Below are 21,918 nucleotides of genomic sequence, written 5' to 3' on the forward strand. Positions count from 1 at the left end.
CGGTCCAGGCACATGCCGAAACCGGCCCTCCAAGTAATGTTACGATCGCAACATAACTCGGGACCATCTAGATCGTGAAGAGAAGTGTCAACTACATCTTAAGCTGCGCTGCAGCGAGAAGTCCGGCCTCGGTGACGACGCCCGAAACCTCGTCGAGAGTCGCGAAAACGACGGGCTTTCGCTGGCCGATCTTGCTGGCGTCCATCACCACAAAACATTGTTTTGAAAGCTCTATCGCCGCACGTTTCAGGGGGACTTCGTACTCGTGCGAACAGCTCAGCGCCCCGTCGGAATCGAGCCCGCCCGCGGACAGGAACGCCACATCAACACCCAAAGGCGCCAATCGGTCCTGCGGATTTCCGGCATGACACGAACGCGTGCTCGACTTGATTTCGCCGCCCAGAAACTCGACCGGGACGCTGCTGCGCCCCTGCAGGATCTCCGCCGTGGTCAGACAATGGGTGATGATTCGCCGCGCTTTGCCCTGCGCCAGAAGCCGCGCGAGATGGGGCAGCGTGGTGCCGGTATCGAGGAACACGACAGCCCCCTCGGGCACCAGCTCCAGCGCATGACCCGCCGCCGCGCGCTTGGCGTCGATGGCGCGGTTCATCTGCGCGTCGAAGTCGTAATGCTCGGTCGTGCGGGTGGTGACGATATAGCCGCCCCGGCAGGCAAACCCCGCTTCGGGCTGCGCCGCGTCGCGCCGCAGGGTCATCTCGGTCACGCCCATCTGCTCGGACAGGTCGCGCAAACGCAGGGCAGGCGAGACATCGAGCAAGGCGGTTATCTGGTCGATCCGCTCTTGTTGGCGGCTGGGTCTGGTCACGATTTGGCTTTCAAGATTTGGATTTCGAAACGCATTCTATAATCCGCAGAGTGTCCGAAACCGGACCTGCGAAAGCAAGCACTGCATTCCAACCAAGACTGCGCCGCAGCGTCACACCTTGTTACCCAATCTCGTCACTCGGCCGCCTTGGCCATCGTCTCGCGCACGGATCGCGCCGTCGATTGCAGCGTCAGGAAGGCGCTGAACCGCGCCGCGTGCAAACGCTCCACCGCACCGCCTGCGGGCGCAAACCGGGTCGCGACCTGCGACATCGCCCCCATCGCGCCTTGCAGATCGTCGAAGCCCTCCGCCGCGACCGCGCCAAGCATCGCAGCCCCCAGCAGCACCGGTTCCTCGCAGCGCGTGACCACGACGTCGCGCCCGGTCGCATCCGCAATGATCTGGCGGGTGACGGGATGCGCCCCTGCCCCGCCCGAGATCGAAATCTCCGAGATCGGCGCGCCATGTTCGGCCTGCACTTCGATAATCTGGCGCAGCCCATAGGCCAGCCCGCACACCCCCGCGACATAAAGCGCCACGAGCGAGTCCAGCCCGGTCTCCATCCCCTGCCCCACGATCACCGCCCGCGCATCGGGATCGGCAAAGGGCGCGCGGTTGCCGAGGAACTCCGGCACAACGTGAAGTCCGTCGGCGAGCGTTGCGACCTCCGAGGGCGAACCCGCCGCCTCGAGCGCGAGATCGGCAAGGAATTCCGGCACGGATTTGCCCGCGGCCTGCGCCCGGTCACGCGCCTCCGCTGCTGCCGGATGCAATTGCACGAGCTGCGCGATCGCCGCCCCCGCGCCCGATTGGCCGCCCTCATTGAGCCACATCCCCGGGATCATCGCCGAGAAATACGGCCCCCAGACGCCGGGCACGAAGGCAGGCTCGCGCGTCGAGGTCATCGTGCAGGAGGAGGTCCCGAAGACATAGCCCAGACAGTGCGCCGGATCGCCCGACCCGCCCTGCGCCGCCACGGTGCCGATCCCGCCAGCATGGGCGTCGATCAGACCGGCCGCGACCGGCGTTCCGGGCGTCAGGCCCATCTGCGCGGCGGCTGCCTCGGTCAGCCCTTCCCCAAGCGGCGTGCCCGGATCGACGATACGCGCGCCGATCCGCGCGAAACCGTCCTCCGCCAGATCGCCAAGGCCGATCGCGTGGAAATAGTCCGGATCCCAGCGGCCCTCATGCGCAAGATAGGTCCATTTGCAGGTGACCGTGCAGGCGGAGCGCTCCAGCGCGCCGCTCGCCTTCCATGTCAGGAAATCGGCGAGATCGAAGAATTGCACGGCCTGCGCGTAGATCTCGGGGCGCTCCTCGCGCAGCCACATCAGTTTCGGCGTCTGCATCTCCGGCGAGATCCGGCCGCCCACATAGCGCAGCACGTCGTGATCGCCCGCATTGATCCGCGCCGCCTGATCGCGGGCGCGGTGATCCATCCAGACGATGACATCGCGCTCGGGCGCATCAGCATCGCCCACGGGCAGCCCACCCTCCGGGCCGATCACGGCGAGCGAACAGGTCGCGTCGAACCCGATCCCGGCCACATCGCGCGGGTCGACCCCCGAGGCCGCCAAGGCCCCTTTCACCGCATCGCAAACCGCCTGCCAGATCTGGGCGCTCGATTGCTCGACATGGCCATGATCGTCCTGCCACATCTCCAACGGGTGCTTGCCGACGCCGAGAAGCGTGCCCTCCCGATCAAAAATCCCTGCACGCGCCGAACCGGTTCCGACATCGACACCGACGAATAATTTGCTCACGTTGATCCTCCCCAGGCGCGCATCTTGCCCAATCCTTAACGGCATCGGGCGGCGACTGCCAACCCGGGGGTGCGGCAGGCGATTCTCGCAACACAGAGCAGCCGCGCCGCCGGAACCCCGATATCGCGGCCGAAAGGCGTGCCGCTGCGAATAAAAACGCGGTCGTGCGGTTCAGCGCCGCGATGGACCGCGCGTCCACCCCACCACACGGAAAGGGACACATATCTGACGAGCAATCACGAATTTGGAATATTTTCCCCACGCGCAATAGAAGCAGTGAACCGCTTAAGCTTGCCATCACGAAAATCCTGAACAATTTGGGACAAAATCCTTAACCAGCGAGGTTACCCATGACCCGTCTCGCACGTATTTCCGCAGCCGTCGCGACCGGCGCTGCTCTCTTCGCCGCCAGCTCTGCGATGGCCAGCGATCTCGGCCCACTCGTCACCCCGAGCGAGCTGAACGCCGAGATCGACACCGTCGATCCGGTGCTGCTCGACATTCGCACCGGCAGCTACGAAAAAGGCCATATCGACGGAGCCGTCTATGCACCCTATTCGCTGTTCCGCGGCCCGGATAACAATCCCGGCCAAGTGCCGCCGATCACGAAGCTGCAGGCGTCCTTCGAGCAGATCGGCCTCGAGCCCGACCGCCCCATCGTGATCATCGCGCAGGGCGATACCGACACTGACTTCGGCGCCGCCGCACGCGTCTACTGGACGCTGAAAAGCACCGGTTTCACCGATCTGTCGATCCTGAACGGTGGCACGACCGCCTGGGCCAATGCGGGCCTGCCGATGTCGGACGTGACCGAGAACCTGATGCCCACCGATCTCGATCTGACGTGGAATGACCGCTGGACGGCGGAGACGCCCGCCGTGAGCGATGTCGTCAACGGCAAGGGCAAGGCTGTGCTCGTCGATGCGCGTCCGCCCGCCTTCTATGAGGGCAAGAAAGCGCACTCCGCCGCTTCGCGTCCCGGCACCCTGCCCGGCGCCAAGAACCTGCCCTACACCAAGTTTTTCCGCTCGGGCGCGACGGTCATCGACGCGAAAACCGATGCGGCCGCTCTGAAAGAGCAGCTGGGCATCAAGGACGGCGAAGAGGTCGTGTCCTTCTGCAATACCGGGCACTGGGCGGCGACCGACTGGTTCGCCATGTCCGAGCTCGCAGGCATCGAGAACGTGAAGCTCTATCCCGGGTCGATGGTGGAATATTCCAAGACCGATGGTGAAATGGCGAACACGCCCGGCCTGTTGCGCAACCTGCTCAACCAGCTCACCGGAGGCTGATGATGAACACTGCCATTCTTGAACGGCAGGCAGCGTCGGGCGGAATCGCCCGGCGCAGTGCTTTGATCCTCGCAGCCCTTGCAGCGGTCGCGGCCCTCGCGCTGTTCGGCGGCGCGCGCTACGGCTTCATGCTGGTGATCGGGCTGGGCTTCGGTATCGCGCTGGAAGGGCTGCGCTTCGGCTTTGCGGGCCCTTGGCGCGCGATGATCGTGCGGCGTGAGCCTGCGGGCATCCTCGCGCAGCTTCTGGCCATCGCGCTGGTGTCCATCGTCGCGATCCCGGCGATCTCGAGCCATCCGGGCGAGCTGACCGGCGCGCAGGCCCCGATCGGCTTCGCGATGGTCGGCGGCGCGTTTGTCTTCGGCGCGGCGATGCAGGTCGTGATGGGCTGCGGCTCGGGCACGCTTGTGAACGCAGGCTCGGGCAACCCGATCGGACTGCTCGCGCTCCCGTTCTTCGCCATCGGCAGCTTCTTCGGCGCCTATGGGCTGATCTGGTGGACCAATCTCGGCGCGCTGCCGATCCTGACGCTGCGCGGCACGAGCGGGCTGACCGTGACGCTGGTTCTTCTCGGGCTGGTCGCGGCCACGGTCTTCTTCCTCGGCAAGCGTGGCTCGCGGAGCCTGCCGCGGCGCTATGTGATCGCGGCCCTCGTCCTCGCAGCCCTCGCCATCGCGAACCTTCTGGTCGCGGGGCAACCGTGGGGCGTGGTCTACGGGCTGGGCCTCTGGGTCGCCAAAGGCGTGAACGGAATGGGCTTCGACCTGACGCAATCGGCCTTCTATGCGGCCCCCGGCTCGATCACCCGCGTGCAGGAGAGCCTGCTGACCGACTACACCTCGCTCACCGATATCGGCCTGATCGCGGGCGCGTTCGGGGTCGCCGCTTGGCGTCAGGGCGGGCTGTCGCAGAAACTGCCGAGCTATCCGGCCCGCGCTTGGGCCGCGACGATCATCGCAGGCTTCCTGCTGGGCTATTCCTCGCGACTGGCTTTCGGCTGCAACGTTGGAGCCTTCTTCTCGGGGATCTCGACCGGCAGCCTGCATGGCTGGGTCTGGTTCGCCGCCGCCTTCGCGGGCGCCTATCTGGGCATCTGGCTACGGCCCCGCCTTGGATTGGAGGCACGCGCATGACCCGGAAAGCGACTGCCTTCACCGCCCTCGCGGGGCTGCTTCTTCTGATCGGCGCCGATCTGATCGGGGCGCCGCTCAATCCTTACCAAGCCCCACCGGCCTTTGCCTTCGGATCCGGTCAGGTCGCAAGCGGCGGGTTCTGCGGAGCCTTGCCGAACTGATCTCCCAAAATCCTTGCGATCTGGGACACCGGCCCGCTTCCCTCGGGCCGGTGTTCTCTTGCCCGGCCTTGGAACCGCGCGCGCGGACCGCTAGAGATCGCCAGACGCGCGGTCCGCGCGAAAGGAGCCCCATCATGACCAGACATCCGATGTTCGGGATATTCCTCGCGCTGTTCGGCGCGCTGGCAATCTCGCCCGACACGCTGCTGATGCGCTGGTCGGAGATGAGCGGCGCGCAGATGGTGATGTGGCGCGGCTTGCTGATGGGCGGCGCGATGTGGCTGACCTCCATCACCCTGCGCAGACGACACCTGAAGCGGGACTTGCGCGCGCTCGCCAGCGGCGCGGGGTTGGTGCTGGTCGCCTGCCATTTCTCGAACATGACGCTGTTTGCCGTGGGGATCGCCGCCGCCCCGGTGTCGGTCGTGCTGTTCAGCGTTTCGACCGTGCCGGTCTTCGCGGCGCTGCTGTCCCGGCTGCTCCTGCGTGAAAACACCCACTGGTCCACATGGCTCGCGATCGCCGCCGTTCTCAGCGGGATCGGTCTGGCCGTCTTCGGCCCTGCCCCGGCGAGCGTGGGCGGCAATTCGATCTACGGCGCGCTTGCGGGGCTTGGGGTCGCTTTGAGCCTGTCGACGACTTTCGTCACGATCCGGCGCAATCCGCATTTGCCGATCCTGCTTGCCGTCGGCTCCGGGGCCGGGCTGGCCGGACTTTCAGCATTGCTCTGGACGGGAGGTGCGGCCGTGACGGGCGGTCAAATCTGGGCAATCGCGCTGGCGGGCGGTGTGGTGCTGCCGATCTCGTTCATGTCGCTGTCCTTCGCCTCGCGCTACACCTCGGCCTCGAATGTCAGCCTGCTGATGCTGCTCGAGACGATCCTCGGGCCGATCTGGGTCTGGTGGGGAACGGGTGAGGCTCCGAGCCGCGCGATGCTGGCAGGCGGGGCGATCGTGATCGGGAGCTTGGCGCTCTATCTCTGGCACGCGGGCCATCGGCAAAGCGTTCTCCGGCGCAGCCAATCCGCCGCGCCGGAGCATCTCTAGTAACGCTTACTTCCGGGCAGCCGACTTGGCGGCCGGTTTCGCGGACTTCGCGGATTTGGCGGCTTTCTCCGAATCCGAGGGCATCTCGATATTGATCTCGAGGCTCGAGATATCGTCGTTGCGCTCCATCCGGATATCGACGCCATCCTCTTCGATCTGCATGTATTTGCGGATCACCGCGAGGATGTCGCGTTGCAGATCGGGAAGGTAGTCGGCCTGCGCCGACCCGCTTCCGCGTTCATGCGCGAGAAGGATCTGCAGACGGTCCTTGGCCGTCTGCGCCGATTTCGCGCGGCGGGGTTTGAGCGAGAAACCGAACAGGCTCATGCGGACCGCCCGAAGAGACGACCGATGAAGCCGGGACGCTTCTCGCCCGGAATGCGCATCGGAATATCCTCGCCCAGCAGGCGCGAGACCGCGTCGTCATAGGCAGCCGACGCGCTCGACGGCTCGTCGAGCACGACCGGCATGCCGGTGTTCGACGCACGCAGAACGGCGGTGCTTTCGGGCACGATACCGATCAGCGGGACCGCCAGAAGCTCCAGCACGTCCTCGACCGTCATCATCTCGCCCTTGTCGATGCGCGACTGGTCGTGACGGGTCAGCAGTACCTGCGCCTTGACCGGCTCGCCATCGCTTTCGGCGCGGCGGGTCTTGGACGACAGAAGGCCCAGCACCCGGTCGCTGTCGCGCACCGAGGAGACTTCGGGGTTGGTCACGACGACCGCCTCGTCGGCGAAAAACATCGCGAGCTGCGCGCCGCGCTCGATCCCGGCGGGGCTGTCGCAGATGATGTAATCGAATTCCTGACGCAGTTCGTCGAGCACCTTCTCGACGCCCTCTTGCGTCAGCGCATCCTTGTCGCGCGTCTGCGAGGTCGGCAGGATCGAGAGCGTCTCGACCCGCTTGTCCTTGATCAGCGCCTGCTTGAGCCGTGCATCGCCCTGAATGACGTTGATGAAGTCGAACACCACGCGGCGCTCGCAGCCCATGATCATGTCGAGGTTGCGCAGGCCCACGTCGAAATCGATCACGACGGTCTTATGGCCGCGCTTGGCGAGACCGGCAGAGATTGCGGCGGCGGAAGTGGTCTTGCCCACGCCCCCCTTGCCCGAGGTGATCACGATCACCTTGCCGAGCGGCGAATCGTCCTTGAGTTGCGTCATTCGAACGCCTCCACACAGAGTTTGTCATCGTCGAGGAAAACCTGCACGGGCTTGCGACGAAGCTCCGCGGGGATGGTTTCGCTCGTTTTGTAAAGGCCCGCGATCGCGAGCAATTCAGCGTCGAGCTGGCGGCAGAAGATGCGCGCGCTCTCATCGCCATGTGCGCCTGCCATCGCCCGTCCACGCAGCGTGCCGTAGACGTGGATGTTGCCCGCCGCGACCAGTTCTGCGCCGGACGCGACCGAGCCGATCACCGTCAGATCGCCATGTTCGGCCACGATCATCTGGCCCGAGCGCACCGGCGTCTGCACGACCTTGTTGCGCGGGACCGGCGGGGCCGCCCGCTTCGCCGCGGGCTGCGGGTTTTGCGGCTTTTGCGGCTTCGGCTCGGGCATCGCGGTTTCGCGGCCCACCTTGATCGGAATAATTCCGTAGCCTTTTGCGGCGTTTAGCTGCGCCTCGGTGGCGTTTTGCGCCCCGAAGATCTGCAGATCGCGTGCGAAAAGGTTGTCGATCATGTCGCGCACGTCGGCCGGTTTCGAGAACTCCGGCACCTGCGCGAAATCGAGCACCATCGGCGCTCCAGCCAACAGATGCGGCGTCTTCGCAAGCTGCGCATCGAGCGCGGCATAGAACACGTCATCAGGCGCGTCTGTCTCGAGCCGTAGCGCGATGGCGGTCAGGAACAGACCGCGGAACTGGAAAGGTTGAACCGAGACCGGCGCAGGCTTCTGCCCGGTCGGAGATAGGGTATCTGACACGAGGGTAGCTCGCTTCTGCTCAGGAGTCGGGGCGCATCGTGCACCCACGTTGTTTTTCTTTGTTGTGTCGGATCACGCACTGCAAACGCCAGCACAAAATCGCGATGGCCTCTCTACTCGGCTAAATCCTGCCGTCAACCAGAAGTAGACGAAGTTTTCGTGTTCAGGCGCAGACGCAGGCCGGGATCGCGGATTGACCCAACGTCGTCAGGCCGTGTCGCCGGGCCGGATCACTCGAGCATCGCCGTCGCGAGCTGGCTGTCAAGAAGCTCCTCGGGCAGCAGGATGTAGATATCCTCCGGCGGCGTCGTCAGCGAATAGATCATCACGCCGGGATCGACGCCCATGTCGATCAGATATTCCATCGTCCGCCCCTGCCCGCGCTGGATTTCCTCGACCGCGAAATAGGCGGGCATGTAGAGGTTCTCGTCGTAATAGTGCTGGTGCATCCCGACATATCCGTCGGGCGAGACACGACGTTCCTGGCCGGCAGCCAGAACATAGGGACAGGCCGACATGCAGGCCATGCCGGGCAGGATCACGGTGTTCTTCTCGGCTTCACGTAGCACGCGGCCAATCGCCAGCGCCTCGGTCACTTCGCCACCCGGACTGCTGAGTGCGATCGTCGCCGGGGCCTCCTCGGGCGCGTCGCCTTCGGTGAGACCCGCGAGATAGGTTTCCAGCCGATCCGCATCGCCCGGCGCGATGGCCCCGTTTAGCAGCAGCACCGAGCCGATGCCCTCGACCTCTTCGCGCTCGAAGGTCAGCCGGTCGGGATAGTTCGACGGCAGTTCGATCCCCGGCGGCAGCGCGGGCGCATCGCGGCGCGGCGTCGGGCGCGCGGGATCGAAGCGGCGGCGCTGATCGCCCGGCGCGACCGGCGTGGTCATCTCCGGCACGGCGGAGGGCGGCTGCGGGCGATAGCGCCCCAGCCAGTCGCCCGCGATCATCACCACGGCGATGCCGACCTGCACCAGCAACACGACGCGCAGCCAACGGCGCACGTCGAACCGGTCAAAGCGCGGAAGCGACAGGCGCATCGCTCAGCTCTCCGCAGGGCGCGGCGGCGGATCCGCGGGCGCAGGCGGATCGACCTTCTCGGACACCCGCTTGAGCATCTCGGCATCCGCGCCACCCATCGTCTGCTCGACATCGCGCATCGCGTTCAGCGCGGCCTTCAGATCGGCCAGCGTCAGCGTCTCCTCGATCGGCAGCCCGTCGCGGCCAGATCGGATCGCGGCCTGCGTCACCGCCAGAACGAAGACGAGCACGGCGGGCAGCAGGTCGATCGCAATCGCCCCGGCCCAGGAAGGCACGAAGCTGCCCGCGTAGCGGATCACGGCCTCGGCGCTGGTGATCGGGTTATAGGCGGTCTGGATCGGCGGATCGCGGGCCAGAACCTCGTCGGCGGCGCGCTCCAACGTGCGGCCCCGTTGATCGAGCGCTTCCAGCACGGAATCGATGGTCGACGACTGCGCATCGCGGACATTGGTCGTGCGCCCGTCCAGTTCCGGCAGCACGACCGAGGCGGGCAAATCCTGCGCCGCGCGGGCCACCAATGGCGCGACGGAAAGCTGATCGAGCCGCGCGATCACGCCCGCCAGTCGCACGCTCTGCTCGGCGAATTCGACCGAGCGTTTCTCCACCGGACCGGGCGCCACGATCAGCGCGCGCATCCGCCCGAGAATCTGGTTGCCGGTCTCGAAGGAGTCGTCGATCAGCGGCTGCTGCGCGCGGATCTGCTCTTCGAGATTGGCCAGTTCCTCGGTCTTCTGGGTCAGCACGCGGAACACCGCGCCCCGCCCTGCCGTGCCCGAAAGTTGGCCCGACTGTTCCTGATCCGCCAGCGCCTCGAAGGCGGCGCGCGCACGCTCGACCTCGCGGCCCAGCGCCTGCGCCGAGAGCGCGATATCATGAGCCTGCTCCAGCGCGGACTGGTAGTCGCGCACGGTGGTGTCCAGATGCTGCTCCACCGCCGCCGACCCCGCCAGAGCCGCCGCATTGAGCCAGCTCGACATCGCGACGATGGCGAGAGAGCCCACGATGGTCGACACCGTCAGCCCGACAAAGCCGCTCGCCGTGCGCATCGCGGGCAAAAGCCGCAGCATGTAGCTCCAGAAGACGAAGATCCCGACCGAGACGGCGATGGAATAGGCCAGCGCCGCGAAGAAGCTCATCGCGCCGTTATCCTCGAGGATCGAGGACACACCGAGATAGGTGTAGATCCCCGAGGCAATCGCCAGCACGCCCAGCGCCGCCGGCGTGATCGTGTCGAGCCAGGCAAGATGGCCCTCCAATTCCTTGGCGGTGCGCAGGCCCTTGGTCTCGGCCGCGCTCAGTCTTTTTCTAGGATCTGTCATCTGCGCTCGCCCTTCTCGGGAATGGGATCGGAATTGATCACAATTGGGGCACGGCGACGTGAATTTTAAGGGTTTGGAAAGAATAGTTTACTTCAGCCTGCGCCTGCGCGCGCCCGCTTGCGGCGGTTTCGCGCGTGATCTGCACCCGAATTGGTGAGGCCACCCGGGGGACTCCGGGTGGCCTCGTCTTGACGAACCGGCCACAACCGGCGCCCCACTTACATCGCCGGCAGGATCGTCAAGTCACGGATGTTGCCGCCGACCCCTTCGACCATGCCTTTGCCCATCGCCTCACCACTCTCGAGGTCGACGGTGTAGAGCATGTTCCCGGTGGCGAGCCACGCCGTGTTTTTCATGTCTTCGGTGGTCTGGATGTCGAACGCATAGCCCTCGCCCGGCATGTCGATGCCGAACTTGCCGATGGCGGCGAGCGTGCCGTCATTGGGCGAGGTCTGCTGGATCAGCGCGACGATGGTGGAATCCACGTCATACATCGCGGTACTGTCGGGCATCCCGTAGCTGTTGGCATAGGCAGCGGCTGCGATCGCCGGGGCCTCGCCCGCATGCATGTCCTTTTCCTCATAAGCGAGGCTGCCATCGACGGTCACTTCGCCGGTCTCGACATTGACGCGGTGATTGGTGGTGCCCGACATGAAGCGCAGCTTGTCGGCCTTCGGGTTGAAATCGACGATCACCGGCCCGTCCACGGGCAGCATCTTGTCCATCTGCGAGACTTTCGTCGCAGCGCCGCTTTCCATGTCGATCGTGTAGAGCGCCTGATCGGCATCCACCGCGACCAACGTCTTGTTCGACGGGCGCAGGTCGATCCCGTGCAGCTTCGCGGTGCCGGTGACATCCATCGTGCCAGTGACTTCGAGCGTGTCGGTGTCGAACATCACGAGCGTCTTGTCGCCCACGAGGCCGATAGCCGAGGCCGCCAGTGCGCTGCTTGCGCCCATTGCGGTGACGAGAGCGGTCGAGAGGGTCAGTTTCAGCATGGTTATTCCTTTCGTTTCCCTGTTCGCGGCAAGCGCCTTTCGCGCCGTCCATGCCCCCCTAGACCCGGCCAGATGCGGATCGGATGCAGGAAATCGAAATTTTTTTGGGGCGGCCGCAAATCGTGTTGGTCACCCTTTCCGTGCACAGGACTCCTCTCACTTGGACCCGCTTGAAAGCAGGGCGTCCTTGACGTTGCACCATTAGCTATTAAATGACAGCTATCTGATAATAACATTCGGTGGGGAACATGGGTGAAGGACGATCCACGGAGCTTTACGAGTTGGTTGATCTCGTCCACGCGCTGGCGCGGCGGCTCCCGGCGCCGCTCGATCTCGAACCGGGCCCCTGCACCCCGATCGAGATCAGCGTGATGCGGTTCGTGGGGCGAAACCCCGGGGTATCTGCCCGGGCAGCCGCAGATGCCTGCAGACTACCGACCAGCAACTTTGCACGCGTGTTGAAGGGCCTGGTGGCGAAGGGCTTGCTGGAGCGGCGGAGCGATCCGCAAGACGCGCGCATCGCGCATCTGCACCCAACCGAACTGGCGGAGAAGAACAGCCTTCGCATGCGCGAGCACTGGGCGGCGGCCCTGAGTGGTGTCGGGCTGGAGCGTGACAAGATCGCCGCGACGACGCAGGCACTCCGCCGCATCGAGGCGCACCTCTCAGCCGCGCCGCCAGCGGCGGACGCCGCACGCACCGGACGCCATGACCTGAATGGCCGAAAGCAAAGGAGAACGACCGATGACGGATGATCTCACCTTCGACGACACCTCCCGAGGACTGCAATCCACGATCCGAGGGTTGTACGGGTCACCGAGCGCACCGCTGCCTTTCCTCGAAGGCGTCGTGGTCCGCGCCTTCGTGCTCGAGAGGCCGCAGGGCAACGTCATCCTCTACAACGCCCCGGGGATCAGCAAAGCTGCCGACGAGATACGCGAGATGGGGCGGCCCTGGCGTCTTCTCATGAACCACCATCACGAGGCGATGTTTGGCGCGCCCCGCCTTGATGTGCCCGTCTGGATCAACGAGGCGGACCGCTCCAGGGTCGACATGCCGATCGCCGGTACCTTTTCGGAACGCCAGATGATCGATGATGACCTGGAAATCATCCCGACGCCGGGCCACACCGCCGGAACCACGATGTTTCTCTGGGACAATGGCGAGCACCGCCTCCTCTTCCCGGGCGACAGCCTCTGGGTCGAAGGTGGGGAGTGGAAGGCGGTTCTCCTCGGCGATAGCGATCGGGCGGCCTATCTGAGCAGCCTCGCGCTGTTGAAGGAGATCGACTTCGATATCCTCGTGCCCTGGGGCGTCGAGGAGGGTGAGCCTTACGGCTATGCCGTGACCCGCGAGGAGGCCGCCGCGAATCTGGACCGGATCATCGGGCGGCTTGAAGCCGGGGAGAATGCCTGAAGGATTGCGGGAAGTCGTTCCGTGCCGTCGCAGACCACATGCCCGAGAGGCGCATTCCGGGTCATCAGTGTTCATTGTCGATGGTCCACCAAAGGACCCTCTGCCCTGGTCGTAGCGGCGAACATGCGGCGAACCAACACGATTTGCGGACACCCCCAAATTTTTCCGCGAGGTCGTGCGCGGCCCCTGCGAGGCAAAGGAAACACCGGCCCCATGAGTGACGGGGCCGGTGTGAGAAATCAGACGTAGGCGCCCGCCGAATAGGTCAGATCATAGCTGTGACTGTAGATCTCGAAGACGATGCCGAACGGGTCTTCGACATAGACCATGCGGTAAGGCTTGGTGCCGGGGAAGTACTCCCGGATCGGCATCCGCTGCCGCCCGCCGGCGTCGACGATGCGCTGGGTCAACCCTTCCACATCAGGGTCCTGCACGGCGAAATGAAAGGTGCCGTGGCGCTTGTGTTCCAGCTTGTCCTCGGGCGCGTAATTGCCAGGGAACTCGAAGATCTCGATACCGATGCCATCGGCGGTCGACAGATGCGCGATCCGCAGCGAGCCCCAGCCGGGCCCGAACACATCGGTGCACATCACGCCAATGGCGCTGTCATCCTCGACGGCCTCGGAGGGCTCCATCACGACGTAGAACCCGAGAACCTCGGAATAGAATTTCACGGCAGCCTCAAGGTCGGGGACCGACAGGCCGATATGGGAGAAGGTGCGCGGGGTGGTTGCCATCTCAAGGCTCCTTTCAGGTTGCGATGACAGCGATATGGATTGCCACACCTTTCATGTGAAATTATCATATTTCATCTGAACAATAACAATCTGTTATCCCTCATGCTCAACGCAACCTGGCTCGAAACCTTCACCGCGCTTTGCGAGGCCGGGCATTTCACCCGCGCCGCGGAACGGTTGCACATGACCCAGCCGGGCGTGAGCCAGCACCTCAAGAAGCTGGAAGCTCAGGTCGGACAAAAGCTGATCACGTGGCAGGGCAAGAGCTTCACGCTGACCCCGGCGGGCGAGGCGGTTTTCGCGCTCGGCCTGTCGCGGCGGGCCGAAGAGAAACGCCTGCGCGACGCAATCGAGACCGATGACCGGGATGCGGGGCCGGTGCATATCGCCTGTTCAGGCAGTTTCGCGATGCTGCTCTACCCGATCCTGCTGGAGTGGATGCAAAGCGCGCCCGAGCTGAGCGTCCATCTGCAGGCCGCGCCACAGGCGGATATTCTGGCGGGACTGCTGGAGGGACGGTTCGACCTCGGCGTGCTCGGCACGGACCCGGATCACGCGCGGCTCGAGGCGCAGCATATCGGGCGCGAAGAGTTGTGCCTCCTGCTGCCTGCCGGGGCCGCGCCGCCCGCCACCTTCGCCGATCTCGACGCGCACGGCTTCATCGCCCATCCAGACGGCTACGCCTATGCCGACGACCTGCTGAAGCTGAACTTCCCCGAGGACTATCCCGGCGCTGACCGGCTGCGCCTGCGCGGCTCGGTCAACCAGATTGGGCAGATCCCTGCCCCGGTAGCCAAGGGGATCGGCTACACCCTCCTGCCGCGCAGTGGGGTCGAGGCCTTTGCGGACAAGGCGCAGCTCTCTGTCGTCCCTCTACCGAAGCGTCGCTGGCACGAACTGTGGCTGGCCTCCCGGCGCGGTCGCAGCGCCCCGGCGCGGGTGCTCCATACGCAAGAGATGATCGCCGAAGCCGCGCGGCAATTGCGTTGAGCGCCACGCTTTTCGACCAAAATCCAAGATTATTTTCATCCAATCGACTGTTTCGCGGGTCTAGAGCTTGGAAACGGGAGAAAATCGTGAAGAACTTGGTCCGGGAGAGACCGCCGCGCGGCAGGCGGAACATGGGAGCGTTTATGACGAAAGCGGAAAGCTGCCCCGTGGCGCAGGCGCTGCACGATTGCGCCGAGGGCGATGCGGGCGCGCTTGAGCGGCTGGTGGCGTTGGAAGGCGGGCGTATGCTGGGCGTGGCCAAGCGCATCCTGGGCCGCACCGATCTAGCCGAGGAAGCCTTGCAGGAGGCTCTGGTGCGCATCTGGCGCAAGGCCGGGCAATTCAGCGGCAATCCCGGCTCGGCCAAGGGCTGGGTCTATACCGTCCTGCGCAGCCGCTGCCTGAACATTCTGCGCGACGGCAAACGACTGAGCCTGCTCTCGCCCGAGGAATTGGGGGCGTTGCAGGATGCGCGCGAGCAAAGCGTGCCCGAAGAGGGCTGGCAGATGCTCGCAGGCTCCAGCCGCCTGCGCGATTGCCTGGAGGCGCTCGACCCCGCCAGCCGCCACTCGATCCTGCTTGCCCATGTCGGCGGGTTCAGCCATGGCGAGATCGCCGCGCGCCAATCGGTGCCGCTGGGGACGGCGAAAAGCTGGATCCGGCGCGGATTGGCCAGCCTGAGGGAGTGCCTGTCATGAGCCTGAACCGGACCGACCTCAACGCCATCGCAGATGATTACGTCCTTGGCCTGCTCGGAGAAACCGAAGCCGAGTTGTTCGAGGAACTGCTGGCGCGCGACCCTGCGCTGGAGGCCCGCGTGGCGGCGCTGCGCGACGGGTTGCTCCCGCTCGACCTCTCCGCGCCCAAGGCCGAGCTTCCCGACGATTTCATGGATCGCCTGCGCGAACGCATCGCGGCGGAACCGGCGCGCGAAGACGCGGCCCCACGGGGGGTGACGATCACGCCGGTCACACCGCAAGCCGACAACTTGCCGCAAGCCCCGCGCCCGAAGCGGCGCTGGTTGATCGCGGCGGGGATCATCGGCCTTGCGGTGGGGCTGGGCACAGGCACGTTGCGCCCGACGCCTGAGCCGCGCGTGGTCGCTGTTCTGATGAACGCATCGGGCGAGCCGCAAGCCGTGATCGAGGATTACGGCAATCGCGACGCCAAGATCCGCTTCGTAGCCGATGTGACGCTGCCCTCCGACAAGACCATTCAGGCCTGGACCCTTCCTTCGCCGGAAACGGGCCCGGTGTCGCTCGGCACGCTCGACCGGGTGGCGCCTGCGGTGTTGACCGGCCCTGACCTGCCCGCTCCCGCGCCGCAGCAGCTCTACGAGATCACGCTGGAACCCGCGGGCGGCTCGCCCACGGGGCGCCCGACCGGCCCGATCCTCGGCAAGGGCTTCGCCCATATCCAGAGCTGATCCGGCCTTGCCCGTGCGGGAGGGTCTCCCGCACGGGCTTGACCTTGCCTATATTCGGCTGAAATGAACAGGGCGCGGCGCACGCGCCCCATTCGCCCGACCCAGACAGGCCCGAGAGAGGACCCCCCTGATGAAATTTCGCTTCCCGATTGTCATCATCGACGAGGATTTTCGCTCCGAGAATACCTCCGGTCTCGGCATCCGGGCACTCGCGCAAGCCATCGAGGCCGACGGGTTCGAAGTGCTCGGCGTCACCAGCTACGGCGACCTGTCGCAATTCGCCCAACAGCAAAGCCGCGCCTCGGCCTTCGTGCTGGCGATCGACGACGAAGAATTCTCCTCCGGTCCCGAACTGGACCCGGCGGTCGAGAAACTGCGCGCCTTCATCGAGGAAGTGCGCTGGAAGAACGCCGATGTGCCGATCTTCCTGCATGGCGAGACCAAGACCTCGCGCCACCTGCCCAATGATATTCTGCGCGAGCTGCACGGCTTCATCCACATGTTCGAGGATACGCCCGAATTCGTCGCCAAGCACATCATCCGCGAGGCGAAAAGCTATCTCGAGAGCATCCAGCCGCCCTTCTTCAAGCAGCTTCTCGACTATGCCGAGGACGGCTCCTACTCGTGGCACTGCCCGGGCCATTCGGGCGGCGTCGCCTTCCTGAAATCGCCGATCGGCCAGATGTATCACCAGTTCTACGGTGAAAACATGCTGCGCGCCGATGTCTGCAACGCGGTGGAGGAGCTGGGCCAGCTGCTCGATCATAACGGCGCGATCGGCGCCTCCGAGCGCAATGCCGCGCGGATCTTCAATTCCGATCACTGCTTCTTCGTGACCAACGGCACCTCGACCTCGAACAAGATGGTCTGGCACCACACGGTCGCGCCGGGCGATGTGGTCGTCGTGGACCGCAACTGCCACAAGTCGATTCTGCACGCGATCATCATGACCGGCGCGATCCCGGTCTTCCTCAAGCCCACGCGCAACCACTGGGGCATCATCGGCCCCATCCAGCGCTCGGAATTCGAGCCCGAGGCGATCCGCGCCAAGATGAAGGCGAACCCGCTACTGGCCGATTACGACACCGACAATGTCCAGCCCCGGATCATGACACTGACGCAGTCGACCTATGACGGCGTGCTCTATAATACCGAAGTCATCAAGGGGATGCTCGACGGCTGGGTCGACAACCTGCATTTCGACGAGGCGTGGATCCCCCATGCCGCCTTCCACCCGTTCTACGGCCAGTATCACGCGATGGGCCGCAAGCGCGAGCGCACCGCCAAGTCGATCACCTATGCGACGCAGTCGGTGCACAAGCTGCTCGCCGGGATTTCGCAGGCGAGCCATGTGCTGGTGCAGGACAGCAAGGAAGAAAAGCTCGACCGGCATCTCTTCAACGAGAGCTACCTGATGCACACCTCCACGAGCCCGCAATATTCGATCATCGCAAGCTGCGATGTGGCGGCGGCGATGATGGAACCGCCGGGCGGCACCGCGCTGGTAGAGGAAAGCATCGTCGAAGCGCTCGATTTCCGCCGCGCGATGGTGAAGGTCGAAGAGGAATACGGCCCCGAGGACTGGTGGTTCCAGGTCTGGGGCCCGACCGATTTCCGCGCCGATGGCGACGGGATGGCCGCGACCCGCGACTGGGTTCTCAAGAAGACCGATGCCGAGGGTGTCGAAACCACCGGCTCGGATAGCTGGCACGGCTTTGGCGACATGGCGCCGGGCTTCAACATGCTCGACCCGATCAAGGCCACGATCATCACCCCCGGCCTCGATATCGAGGGGCGTTTCGACGACAGCGGCATCCCCGCCTCGATCGTGTCGAAATACCTCGCCGAGCATGGCGTCGTGGTCGAGAAGACCGGGCTTTACAGCTTCTTCATCCTGTTCACGATCGGCATCACCAAGGGCCGCTGGAACACGCTGCTGGCGGCGCTGCAGCAGTTCAAGGACCATTACGACAAGAACCAGCCGCTATGGCGCGTGATGCCGGAGTTCTCGGCGAAGTTCCCGCGTTACGAGCGCATGGGCCTGAAGGATCTCAGCCAGCACGTCCATTCGCTTTACGCGAAATACGACGTCGCGCGGCTCTCGACCGAGATCTACCTGACCGACCATCACCCCGAGATGACCCCGTCGGAGGCCTTCTCGCATATCGCGCGGCGCAAGACCGAGCGCGTCTCGATCGACGAGCTGGAGGGCCGGATAACGACGAGCCTCGTGACCCCCTACCCGCCGGGCATTCCGCTGCTGATCCCGGGTGAGGTCTTCAACGCGAAGATCGTGGATTACCTGCGCTTCAACCGCGAATTCGCCCGCGAATGTCCCGGCTTCGAAACCGATATCCACGGCCTCGTGACGGAGACCGGCGAGGACGGCCAGACATATTACTTCGCGGATTGCGTGGCGCGCTGAGGCGGGCCCGATCAAGCTCCGTGGCTCAATATCAGGGCGCGGCTCGGTTTATCCCGACCGCGCCCTAACTCATTCCTCAGACGGATCGGTTTCGAGAGGAAAGCAGCATGAGCGACAGGCCCAAAGTCACGATGATGGCCGCGGTCACGACGGGAACGGGCGGCTACGAGCGGCTCGACTACCGCGAGGTCGCGATGCCCGAACCGGGGCCCGGCGAGGTGCTGCTGCAGGTGCTCGCGGCGGGCATCAACAATACCGACATCAACACGCGGCTGGGCTGGTACTCTTCTGACGTCAAATCCGGCACGCAGGAGTCGCGCGAAGACGCCGAGCATGCCGATGGCGGCTGGAGCGGGGCCACTCCCTTCCCTCTGATCCAAGGCACCGATTGCTGCGGCCGGGTCGTCGCGGTGGGCGACGGTGGCGATGCGGCTCTGATCGGCACCCGCGTTCTGGTGCGCTCCTGCATGCGCGAGAAAGATTTCTCCTCAATGGACACGGTCTGGCTCGGCTCCAATTTCGACGGGGCCTTCGCCCAATATGTGAAAGTGCCCGCGGACGAAGTCTTCGCCATCGACAGCGACTGGAGCGACGCGGAACTCGCCACCCTGCCCTGCGCCTATGGCACCGCCGAGAACATGATCCACCGCGCAGGCGTCACCGCGGGCGAGCGCGTGCTGGTGCCCGGCGCTTCGGGCGGCGTGGGCTCGGCGCTGGTCCAGCTCCTCAAACGGCGCGGCGCGGAGGTGGTCGCCATCACCAGCGCCGCCAAGCGCGAGATGGTGCTGGAGATCGGCGCGGACCAAGTGCTCTGCCGCGAGGACGACCCCGTAGCGGCGATCGGCGAGAACAGCGTGGACGTGGTGATCGACAACGTCGCCGGGCCGGGATTCGGCACGATGCTGAAACTGCTCCGACGCGGCGGGCGCTATGCCTCATCGGGCGCGATTGCCGGACCGGTCGTGGAGCTCGACATGCGCGACCTGTATCTCAAGGACATCACCCTGATCGGCTGCACCGCATGGGACGAGCCCATCTTCGGCAACCTGATCGCCTATGTCGAGAAGGGCGAAATCCGGTCCCTGCTGGCCGCCACCTACCCGCTCGATCAGATCGTCGAGGCGCAAAAAGTGTTTCAGGAAAAACACCACGCCGGGAAGATCGTGCTGATCCCGGCGTCCTGAGGCGTTGGATCCGGATATCCGGGTGGGAGCGCAAGCCCCACGCTGATGGCGCTCCCGCTCCGCCCGGCCCGGGGCCTACTCGTCCTTCTTATCGTCGTCGCCGGGTTCCTCGACCCGCTCGATTTCGACCTTCACGCGGGTGGCCAATCCGGCGATCACGCCGAGGACGGCCAGCCAAGGCGCGGCGAGCACCACGACCCCGCTGACGACGAGGCTGAGATTGAGGGGCGCCTCGACGAAGGGGTCCCCGCCGGCGGAGCTGATACGCAGCTGGCGCACGCTCCCCTCCTGCGCCAATTCCTTGACGCGATCGACGAGTTGGTTGCCAGCGACCTCGATTTCTTCCCAAACGGTGCGCTCGGGCTTCTTGTCGTCTTCCATCGAACTCTTCCTCTCGAATTGTGGGTAAACACGGAGGTGTTGTCGCAGCGCGCGTGCCGCACACCGCTAGCGCGCCATTCGCTGCGCAGATGGAAAGAAACACGATTCCACAGCCCGCGCCTTGATCTTCGTCAGGCGCGGGAAAAAGGGCCGCTGCGGCGCGCGCTCGGGCAAAAGCCGAGTTCACACCGCAACGGCCAGAAGGTGCTGTGACGCCGATTAGCCCCGATCAGACCGCAGGTTTGCGGTGCAGCGTGCCCTGCTCGTAGGCATAGGCGCATTGGATCAAGGCGTGCTCGCTCCACTGCTGGCCGAGGAAGATCAGCTCGAACGGCGCGCCAGAGGCGTAGTAGCCCGCGGGCACGGTGACGCCCGGAATACCGGCGATGTTCAGTTCCCCCACGGTGGTCTCGAGGATCGCGTCGCCCGAATGCAGGCCCGGCAATTCACACAGCATCTGCGGATAGACGAGCGCGTCGAGTTGATGGCGCGCGAAGACTTCCTCCATCAGAAGCAGATAGGTCCGCTTCAGGGCCGTGAACGCAGGCAGCGCGGGCGGCGTGGTCGGGGATTTCACCGCCTCGACGAAATCGGGCAGCTCGTTGAGGAAGCCGAGGATCGCCCCCTTCGCGAGCACGTTTTCCTCCTTCGTGGCCTCGACGAACTCCTCCCAGGTCTTGATCGCCGCATTCGGGCCAAGCCGTTCGAGATATTTCGTCATGTCATAGGGGATGGATTCCAGCCCGCGCCCGTCGAAGAAAGGCGTGCCCGGCGTGATCTCCCGGTAGCTTGCGAAATCGGTGCCTGCGAAGGGATCCTCGACCAGAACCGCGCCGAGGTCTTCGAGCTCGCTCTTCGCGCGGTCATAGAGATCCGACGCCTCGTGCGAGAGTTCGTTCTTCCGCCAGCCCGGCCCGTACAGCCCGAGCCGCTTGCCCTTCAGGCCGTCCTTCGACAGGCCCGAGGCGTAGCCGCCTTCGGGGATCTTGTCGACGCAAGCCAGCGTCTTGGGATCTTCGGTGGTGAACCCCGCCAGGACATCGAGGCCGAGGGCGGCATCCGTGACAGTGCGGGCAATCGGCCCGACCACGTCGCGATTGCCCGAGAGCGGCACGACCCCGGCATTCGGCACCAGCCCGATGGTCGGTTTGATGCCCACAAGCCCCTGCGCCGAGGCCGGGTTCTGGATCGAACCGCCGGTTTCCTCGGCCAGCCCCATCACACACATATGGGTAGCGACCGCCGCCGCCGTGCCTGCGCTCGACCCGCCCGGGGCGCGGTCTTCAATCGCGGGGTTGATCGTGGGGCCGGCCCAGCTGTCATTCGCATGCGTCCCGGTCCAGCTGAGGATCGGCACGTTGGTCTTGCCGAGGATGACCGCATCGGCTGCGCGCATCCGGGCCACCACGGGGCTGTCGCGTTCGGGCATCAGATCGACGCCGCCGGTCCCGGAATAGAGAAGCCGCCAGCCCGCCGTGGTGGGAATGCCCGCCATGTCCATCGGATCCTTCACGACGATCGGCACCCCGGCCAGCGGACCCAGCGCCTCGCCCGCCGCGCGCCGCCGGTCGATGTCGCGGGCGGTCTCGAGGGCTGCGTCATTCTCGAAGATGATCGCGTTGTATTTGCCGTTCAGCGCCTTGACCTGAGCGATGCAGGCTTCGGTCAGCGCCTCTGCGGTGAACGCCCCCGAAGCCAGCCCCTCCTGAACGGCGGCGACGGTGAGCGTTCCGAGATCGGGCAGATCGGGTTTCGTTTGAGCGGACATGAGAGACTCCTTTTCCGTTTGGCGGGCATGGTGCCGCCATCGCCCGAGCCGGAGCCGGGCGGGGTGGATCGAAAGTGACAAAGCT

General features: G+C 65.1%; 22 protein-coding genes. 11 read left to right on the forward strand and 11 right to left on the reverse strand.

Annotation, left to right across the window (positions count from 1 at the left end):
* Nucleotides 1-91: 91 nt before the first annotated feature.
* Nucleotides 92-826 (reverse strand): DeoR/GlpR family DNA-binding transcription regulator, encoded by a 735-nt coding sequence (locus tag BMI87_RS05675; protein ID WP_078520204.1) that lies wholly within the window; start codon nt 824-826, stop codon nt 92-94.
* 134 nt (nt 827-960) lie between these two features.
* Nucleotides 961-2,634, reverse strand: a complete 1,674-nt coding sequence (locus BMI87_RS05680) for an FGGY-family carbohydrate kinase (RefSeq protein ID WP_210402459.1) — start codon at nt 2,632-2,634, stop codon at nt 961-963.
* Between the two features lie 305 nt (nt 2,635-2,939).
* Between BMI87_RS05680 and BMI87_RS05685 the strand changes: the two genes are divergently transcribed.
* The 4 genes from BMI87_RS05685 to BMI87_RS05695 all read left to right on the forward strand — a co-directional run bounded on the left by BMI87_RS05685 (nt 2,940) and on the right by BMI87_RS05695 (nt 6,221).
* Complete coding sequence (locus BMI87_RS05685) at nt 2,940-3,881, forward strand: sulfurtransferase (RefSeq protein ID WP_078520206.1); 942 nt, start codon at nt 2,940-2,942, stop codon at nt 3,879-3,881.
* Nucleotides 3,882-3,895: 14 nt separating this feature from the next.
* The gene (locus BMI87_RS05690) at nt 3,896-5,014 is read left to right on the forward strand and encodes a YeeE/YedE family protein (protein WP_078520572.1); all 1,119 of its coding nucleotides are present in this window, start codon (nt 3,896-3,898) and stop codon (nt 5,012-5,014) included.
* Complete coding sequence (locus BMI87_RS22490) at nt 5,011-5,175, forward strand: hypothetical protein (RefSeq protein ID WP_168173966.1); 165 nt, start codon at nt 5,011-5,013, stop codon at nt 5,173-5,175. The genes BMI87_RS05690 and BMI87_RS22490 overlap by 4 nt, the downstream gene beginning before the upstream one ends.
* A 134-nt stretch (nt 5,176-5,309) precedes the next feature.
* Complete coding sequence (locus tag BMI87_RS05695; protein ID WP_078520207.1) at nt 5,310-6,221, forward strand: DMT family transporter; 912 nt, start codon at nt 5,310-5,312, stop codon at nt 6,219-6,221.
* A gap of 6 nt (nt 6,222-6,227) precedes the next feature.
* Here the strand turns inward: BMI87_RS05695 and minE are convergent, their stop codons facing one another.
* The 6 genes from minE to BMI87_RS05725 form a co-directional block, all read right to left on the reverse strand.
* Nucleotides 6,228-6,548, reverse strand: a complete 321-nt coding sequence (gene minE / locus BMI87_RS05700; RefSeq protein WP_198453191.1) for a cell division topological specificity factor MinE — start codon at nt 6,546-6,548, stop codon at nt 6,228-6,230.
* Nucleotides 6,545-7,387, reverse strand: coding sequence for a septum site-determining protein MinD (minD, locus tag BMI87_RS05705; protein ID WP_078520208.1), 843 nt, complete (start codon nt 7,385-7,387; stop codon nt 6,545-6,547). Before minD ends, minE begins: the two co-directional genes overlap by 4 nt.
* A complete protein-coding gene (minC, locus tag BMI87_RS05710; protein WP_078520209.1) occupies nt 7,384-8,148 on the reverse strand; it encodes a septum site-determining protein MinC in 765 nt (254 codons plus the stop codon). Before minC ends, minD begins: the two co-directional genes overlap by 4 nt.
* Nucleotides 8,149-8,378: 230 nt before the next feature.
* Entirely contained in the window at nt 8,379-9,188 is an 810-nt protein-coding gene (locus BMI87_RS05715) for a hypothetical protein (protein WP_078520210.1), read from the reverse strand.
* A 3-nt stretch (nt 9,189-9,191) separates the two neighbouring features.
* On the reverse strand, nt 9,192-10,508 hold the full coding sequence (locus BMI87_RS05720; RefSeq protein WP_078520211.1) for a hypothetical protein: 1,317 nt from the start codon (nt 10,506-10,508) through the stop codon (nt 9,192-9,194).
* 218 nt (nt 10,509-10,726) lie between these two features.
* Complete coding sequence (locus tag BMI87_RS05725) at nt 10,727-11,506, reverse strand: DUF4394 domain-containing protein (RefSeq protein ID WP_146681517.1); 780 nt, start codon at nt 11,504-11,506, stop codon at nt 10,727-10,729.
* A gap of 281 nt (nt 11,507-11,787) precedes the next feature.
* Between BMI87_RS05725 and BMI87_RS05730 the strand changes: the two genes are divergently transcribed.
* Both BMI87_RS05730 and BMI87_RS22675 read left to right on the forward strand, forming a co-directional pair.
* Nucleotides 11,788-12,261: a MarR family winged helix-turn-helix transcriptional regulator gene (locus tag BMI87_RS05730; RefSeq protein ID WP_168175169.1), complete on the forward strand. Its 474-nt coding sequence runs from the start codon at nt 11,788-11,790 to the stop codon at nt 12,259-12,261.
* Nucleotides 12,251-12,922, forward strand: coding sequence for an MBL fold metallo-hydrolase (locus BMI87_RS22675; protein ID WP_078520214.1), 672 nt, complete (start codon nt 12,251-12,253; stop codon nt 12,920-12,922). Before BMI87_RS05730 ends, BMI87_RS22675 begins: the two co-directional genes overlap by 11 nt.
* A gap of 239 nt (nt 12,923-13,161) precedes the next feature.
* On the opposite strand, the gene BMI87_RS05740 is transcribed toward BMI87_RS22675, so the two are convergent.
* Nucleotides 13,162-13,659: a lactoylglutathione lyase family protein gene (locus tag BMI87_RS05740; protein ID WP_078520215.1), complete on the reverse strand. Its 498-nt coding sequence runs from the start codon at nt 13,657-13,659 to the stop codon at nt 13,162-13,164.
* Between the two features lie 102 nt (nt 13,660-13,761).
* Here BMI87_RS05740 and BMI87_RS05745 point away from each other — a divergent pair, with 102 nt between their 5' ends.
* From BMI87_RS05745 to BMI87_RS05765, 5 genes are all read left to right on the forward strand, one after another.
* Nucleotides 13,762-14,649 (forward strand): LysR family transcriptional regulator, encoded by an 888-nt coding sequence (locus tag BMI87_RS05745; protein ID WP_078520216.1) that lies wholly within the window; start codon nt 13,762-13,764, stop codon nt 14,647-14,649.
* A 143-nt stretch (nt 14,650-14,792) separates the two neighbouring features.
* Nucleotides 14,793-15,347 (forward strand): sigma-70 family RNA polymerase sigma factor, encoded by a 555-nt coding sequence (locus tag BMI87_RS05750; RefSeq protein ID WP_078520217.1) that lies wholly within the window; start codon nt 14,793-14,795, stop codon nt 15,345-15,347.
* Nucleotides 15,344-16,075 carry an anti-sigma factor domain-containing protein gene (locus BMI87_RS05755; RefSeq protein WP_078520218.1) on the forward strand — a complete coding sequence of 244 codons (732 nt, stop codon included), beginning with the start codon at nt 15,344-15,346 and terminating at the stop codon, nt 16,073-16,075. Before BMI87_RS05750 ends, BMI87_RS05755 begins: the two co-directional genes overlap by 4 nt.
* Before the next feature lie 130 nt (nt 16,076-16,205).
* Nucleotides 16,206-18,500: an arginine/lysine/ornithine decarboxylase gene (locus BMI87_RS05760; RefSeq protein ID WP_078520219.1), complete on the forward strand. Its 2,295-nt coding sequence runs from the start codon at nt 16,206-16,208 to the stop codon at nt 18,498-18,500.
* 107 nt (nt 18,501-18,607) lie between these two features.
* Nucleotides 18,608-19,684, forward strand: coding sequence for an alcohol dehydrogenase family protein (locus BMI87_RS05765; protein ID WP_246832653.1), 1,077 nt, complete (start codon nt 18,608-18,610; stop codon nt 19,682-19,684).
* Between the two features lie 75 nt (nt 19,685-19,759).
* On the opposite strand, the gene BMI87_RS05770 is transcribed toward BMI87_RS05765, so the two are convergent.
* Nucleotides 19,760-20,065, reverse strand: coding sequence for a DUF4342 domain-containing protein (locus tag BMI87_RS05770; RefSeq protein ID WP_078520220.1), 306 nt, complete (start codon nt 20,063-20,065; stop codon nt 19,760-19,762).
* A gap of 229 nt (nt 20,066-20,294) precedes the next feature.
* Nucleotides 20,295-21,833, reverse strand: coding sequence for an amidase (locus BMI87_RS05775; protein ID WP_078520221.1), 1,539 nt, complete (start codon nt 21,831-21,833; stop codon nt 20,295-20,297).
* Between the last annotated feature and the right edge of the window lie 85 nt (nt 21,834-21,918).

The sequence above is a fragment of the Thioclava sp. F28-4 genome (assembly GCF_002020045.1).
GTDB lineage: Bacteria > Pseudomonadota > Alphaproteobacteria > Rhodobacterales > Rhodobacteraceae > Thioclava > Thioclava sediminum.

What these genes read in the sequence shown, in the direction of transcription:
- BMI87_RS05745 (WP_078520216.1), top strand. Translation starts at nt 13,762, where the DNA reads ATGCTCAACGCAACCTGGCTCGAAACCTTCACCGCGCTTTGCGAGGCC.
- BMI87_RS05740 (WP_078520215.1), bottom strand. Translation starts at nt 13,659, where the DNA reads ATGGCAACCACCCCGCGCACCTTCTCCCATATCGGCCTGTCGGTCCCC.
- BMI87_RS05720 (WP_078520211.1), bottom strand. Translation starts at nt 10,508, where the DNA reads ATGACAGATCCTAGAAAAAGACTGAGCGCGGCCGAGACCAAGGGCCTG.
- BMI87_RS05760 (WP_078520219.1), top strand. Translation starts at nt 16,206, where the DNA reads ATGAAATTTCGCTTCCCGATTGTCATCATCGACGAGGATTTTCGCTCC.
- BMI87_RS22490 (WP_168173966.1), top strand. Translation starts at nt 5,011, where the DNA reads ATGACCCGGAAAGCGACTGCCTTCACCGCCCTCGCGGGGCTGCTTCTT.
- minD (WP_078520208.1), bottom strand. Translation starts at nt 7,387, where the DNA reads ATGACGCAACTCAAGGACGATTCGCCGCTCGGCAAGGTGATCGTGATC.
- BMI87_RS05775 (WP_078520221.1), bottom strand. Translation starts at nt 21,833, where the DNA reads ATGTCCGCTCAAACGAAACCCGATCTGCCCGATCTCGGAACGCTCACC.
- BMI87_RS05685 (WP_078520206.1), top strand. Translation starts at nt 2,940, where the DNA reads ATGACCCGTCTCGCACGTATTTCCGCAGCCGTCGCGACCGGCGCTGCT.
- BMI87_RS05695 (WP_078520207.1), top strand. Translation starts at nt 5,310, where the DNA reads ATGACCAGACATCCGATGTTCGGGATATTCCTCGCGCTGTTCGGCGCG.
- BMI87_RS05770 (WP_078520220.1), bottom strand. Translation starts at nt 20,065, where the DNA reads ATGGAAGACGACAAGAAGCCCGAGCGCACCGTTTGGGAAGAAATCGAG.
- BMI87_RS05680 (WP_210402459.1), bottom strand. Translation starts at nt 2,634, where the DNA reads ATGCCGTTAAGGATTGGGCAAGATGCGCGCCTGGGGAGGATCAACGTG.
- BMI87_RS22675 (WP_078520214.1), top strand. Translation starts at nt 12,251, where the DNA reads ATGACGGATGATCTCACCTTCGACGACACCTCCCGAGGACTGCAATCC.
- BMI87_RS05715 (WP_078520210.1), bottom strand. Translation starts at nt 9,188, where the DNA reads ATGCGCCTGTCGCTTCCGCGCTTTGACCGGTTCGACGTGCGCCGTTGG.
- BMI87_RS05725 (WP_146681517.1), bottom strand. Translation starts at nt 11,506, where the DNA reads ATGCTGAAACTGACCCTCTCGACCGCTCTCGTCACCGCAATGGGCGCA.
- BMI87_RS05765 (WP_246832653.1), top strand. Translation starts at nt 18,608, where the DNA reads ATGAGCGACAGGCCCAAAGTCACGATGATGGCCGCGGTCACGACGGGA.
- BMI87_RS05750 (WP_078520217.1), top strand. Translation starts at nt 14,793, where the DNA reads ATGACGAAAGCGGAAAGCTGCCCCGTGGCGCAGGCGCTGCACGATTGC.
- minE (WP_198453191.1), bottom strand. Translation starts at nt 6,548, where the DNA reads ATGAGCCTGTTCGGTTTCTCGCTCAAACCCCGCCGCGCGAAATCGGCG.
- BMI87_RS05755 (WP_078520218.1), top strand. Translation starts at nt 15,344, where the DNA reads ATGAGCCTGAACCGGACCGACCTCAACGCCATCGCAGATGATTACGTC.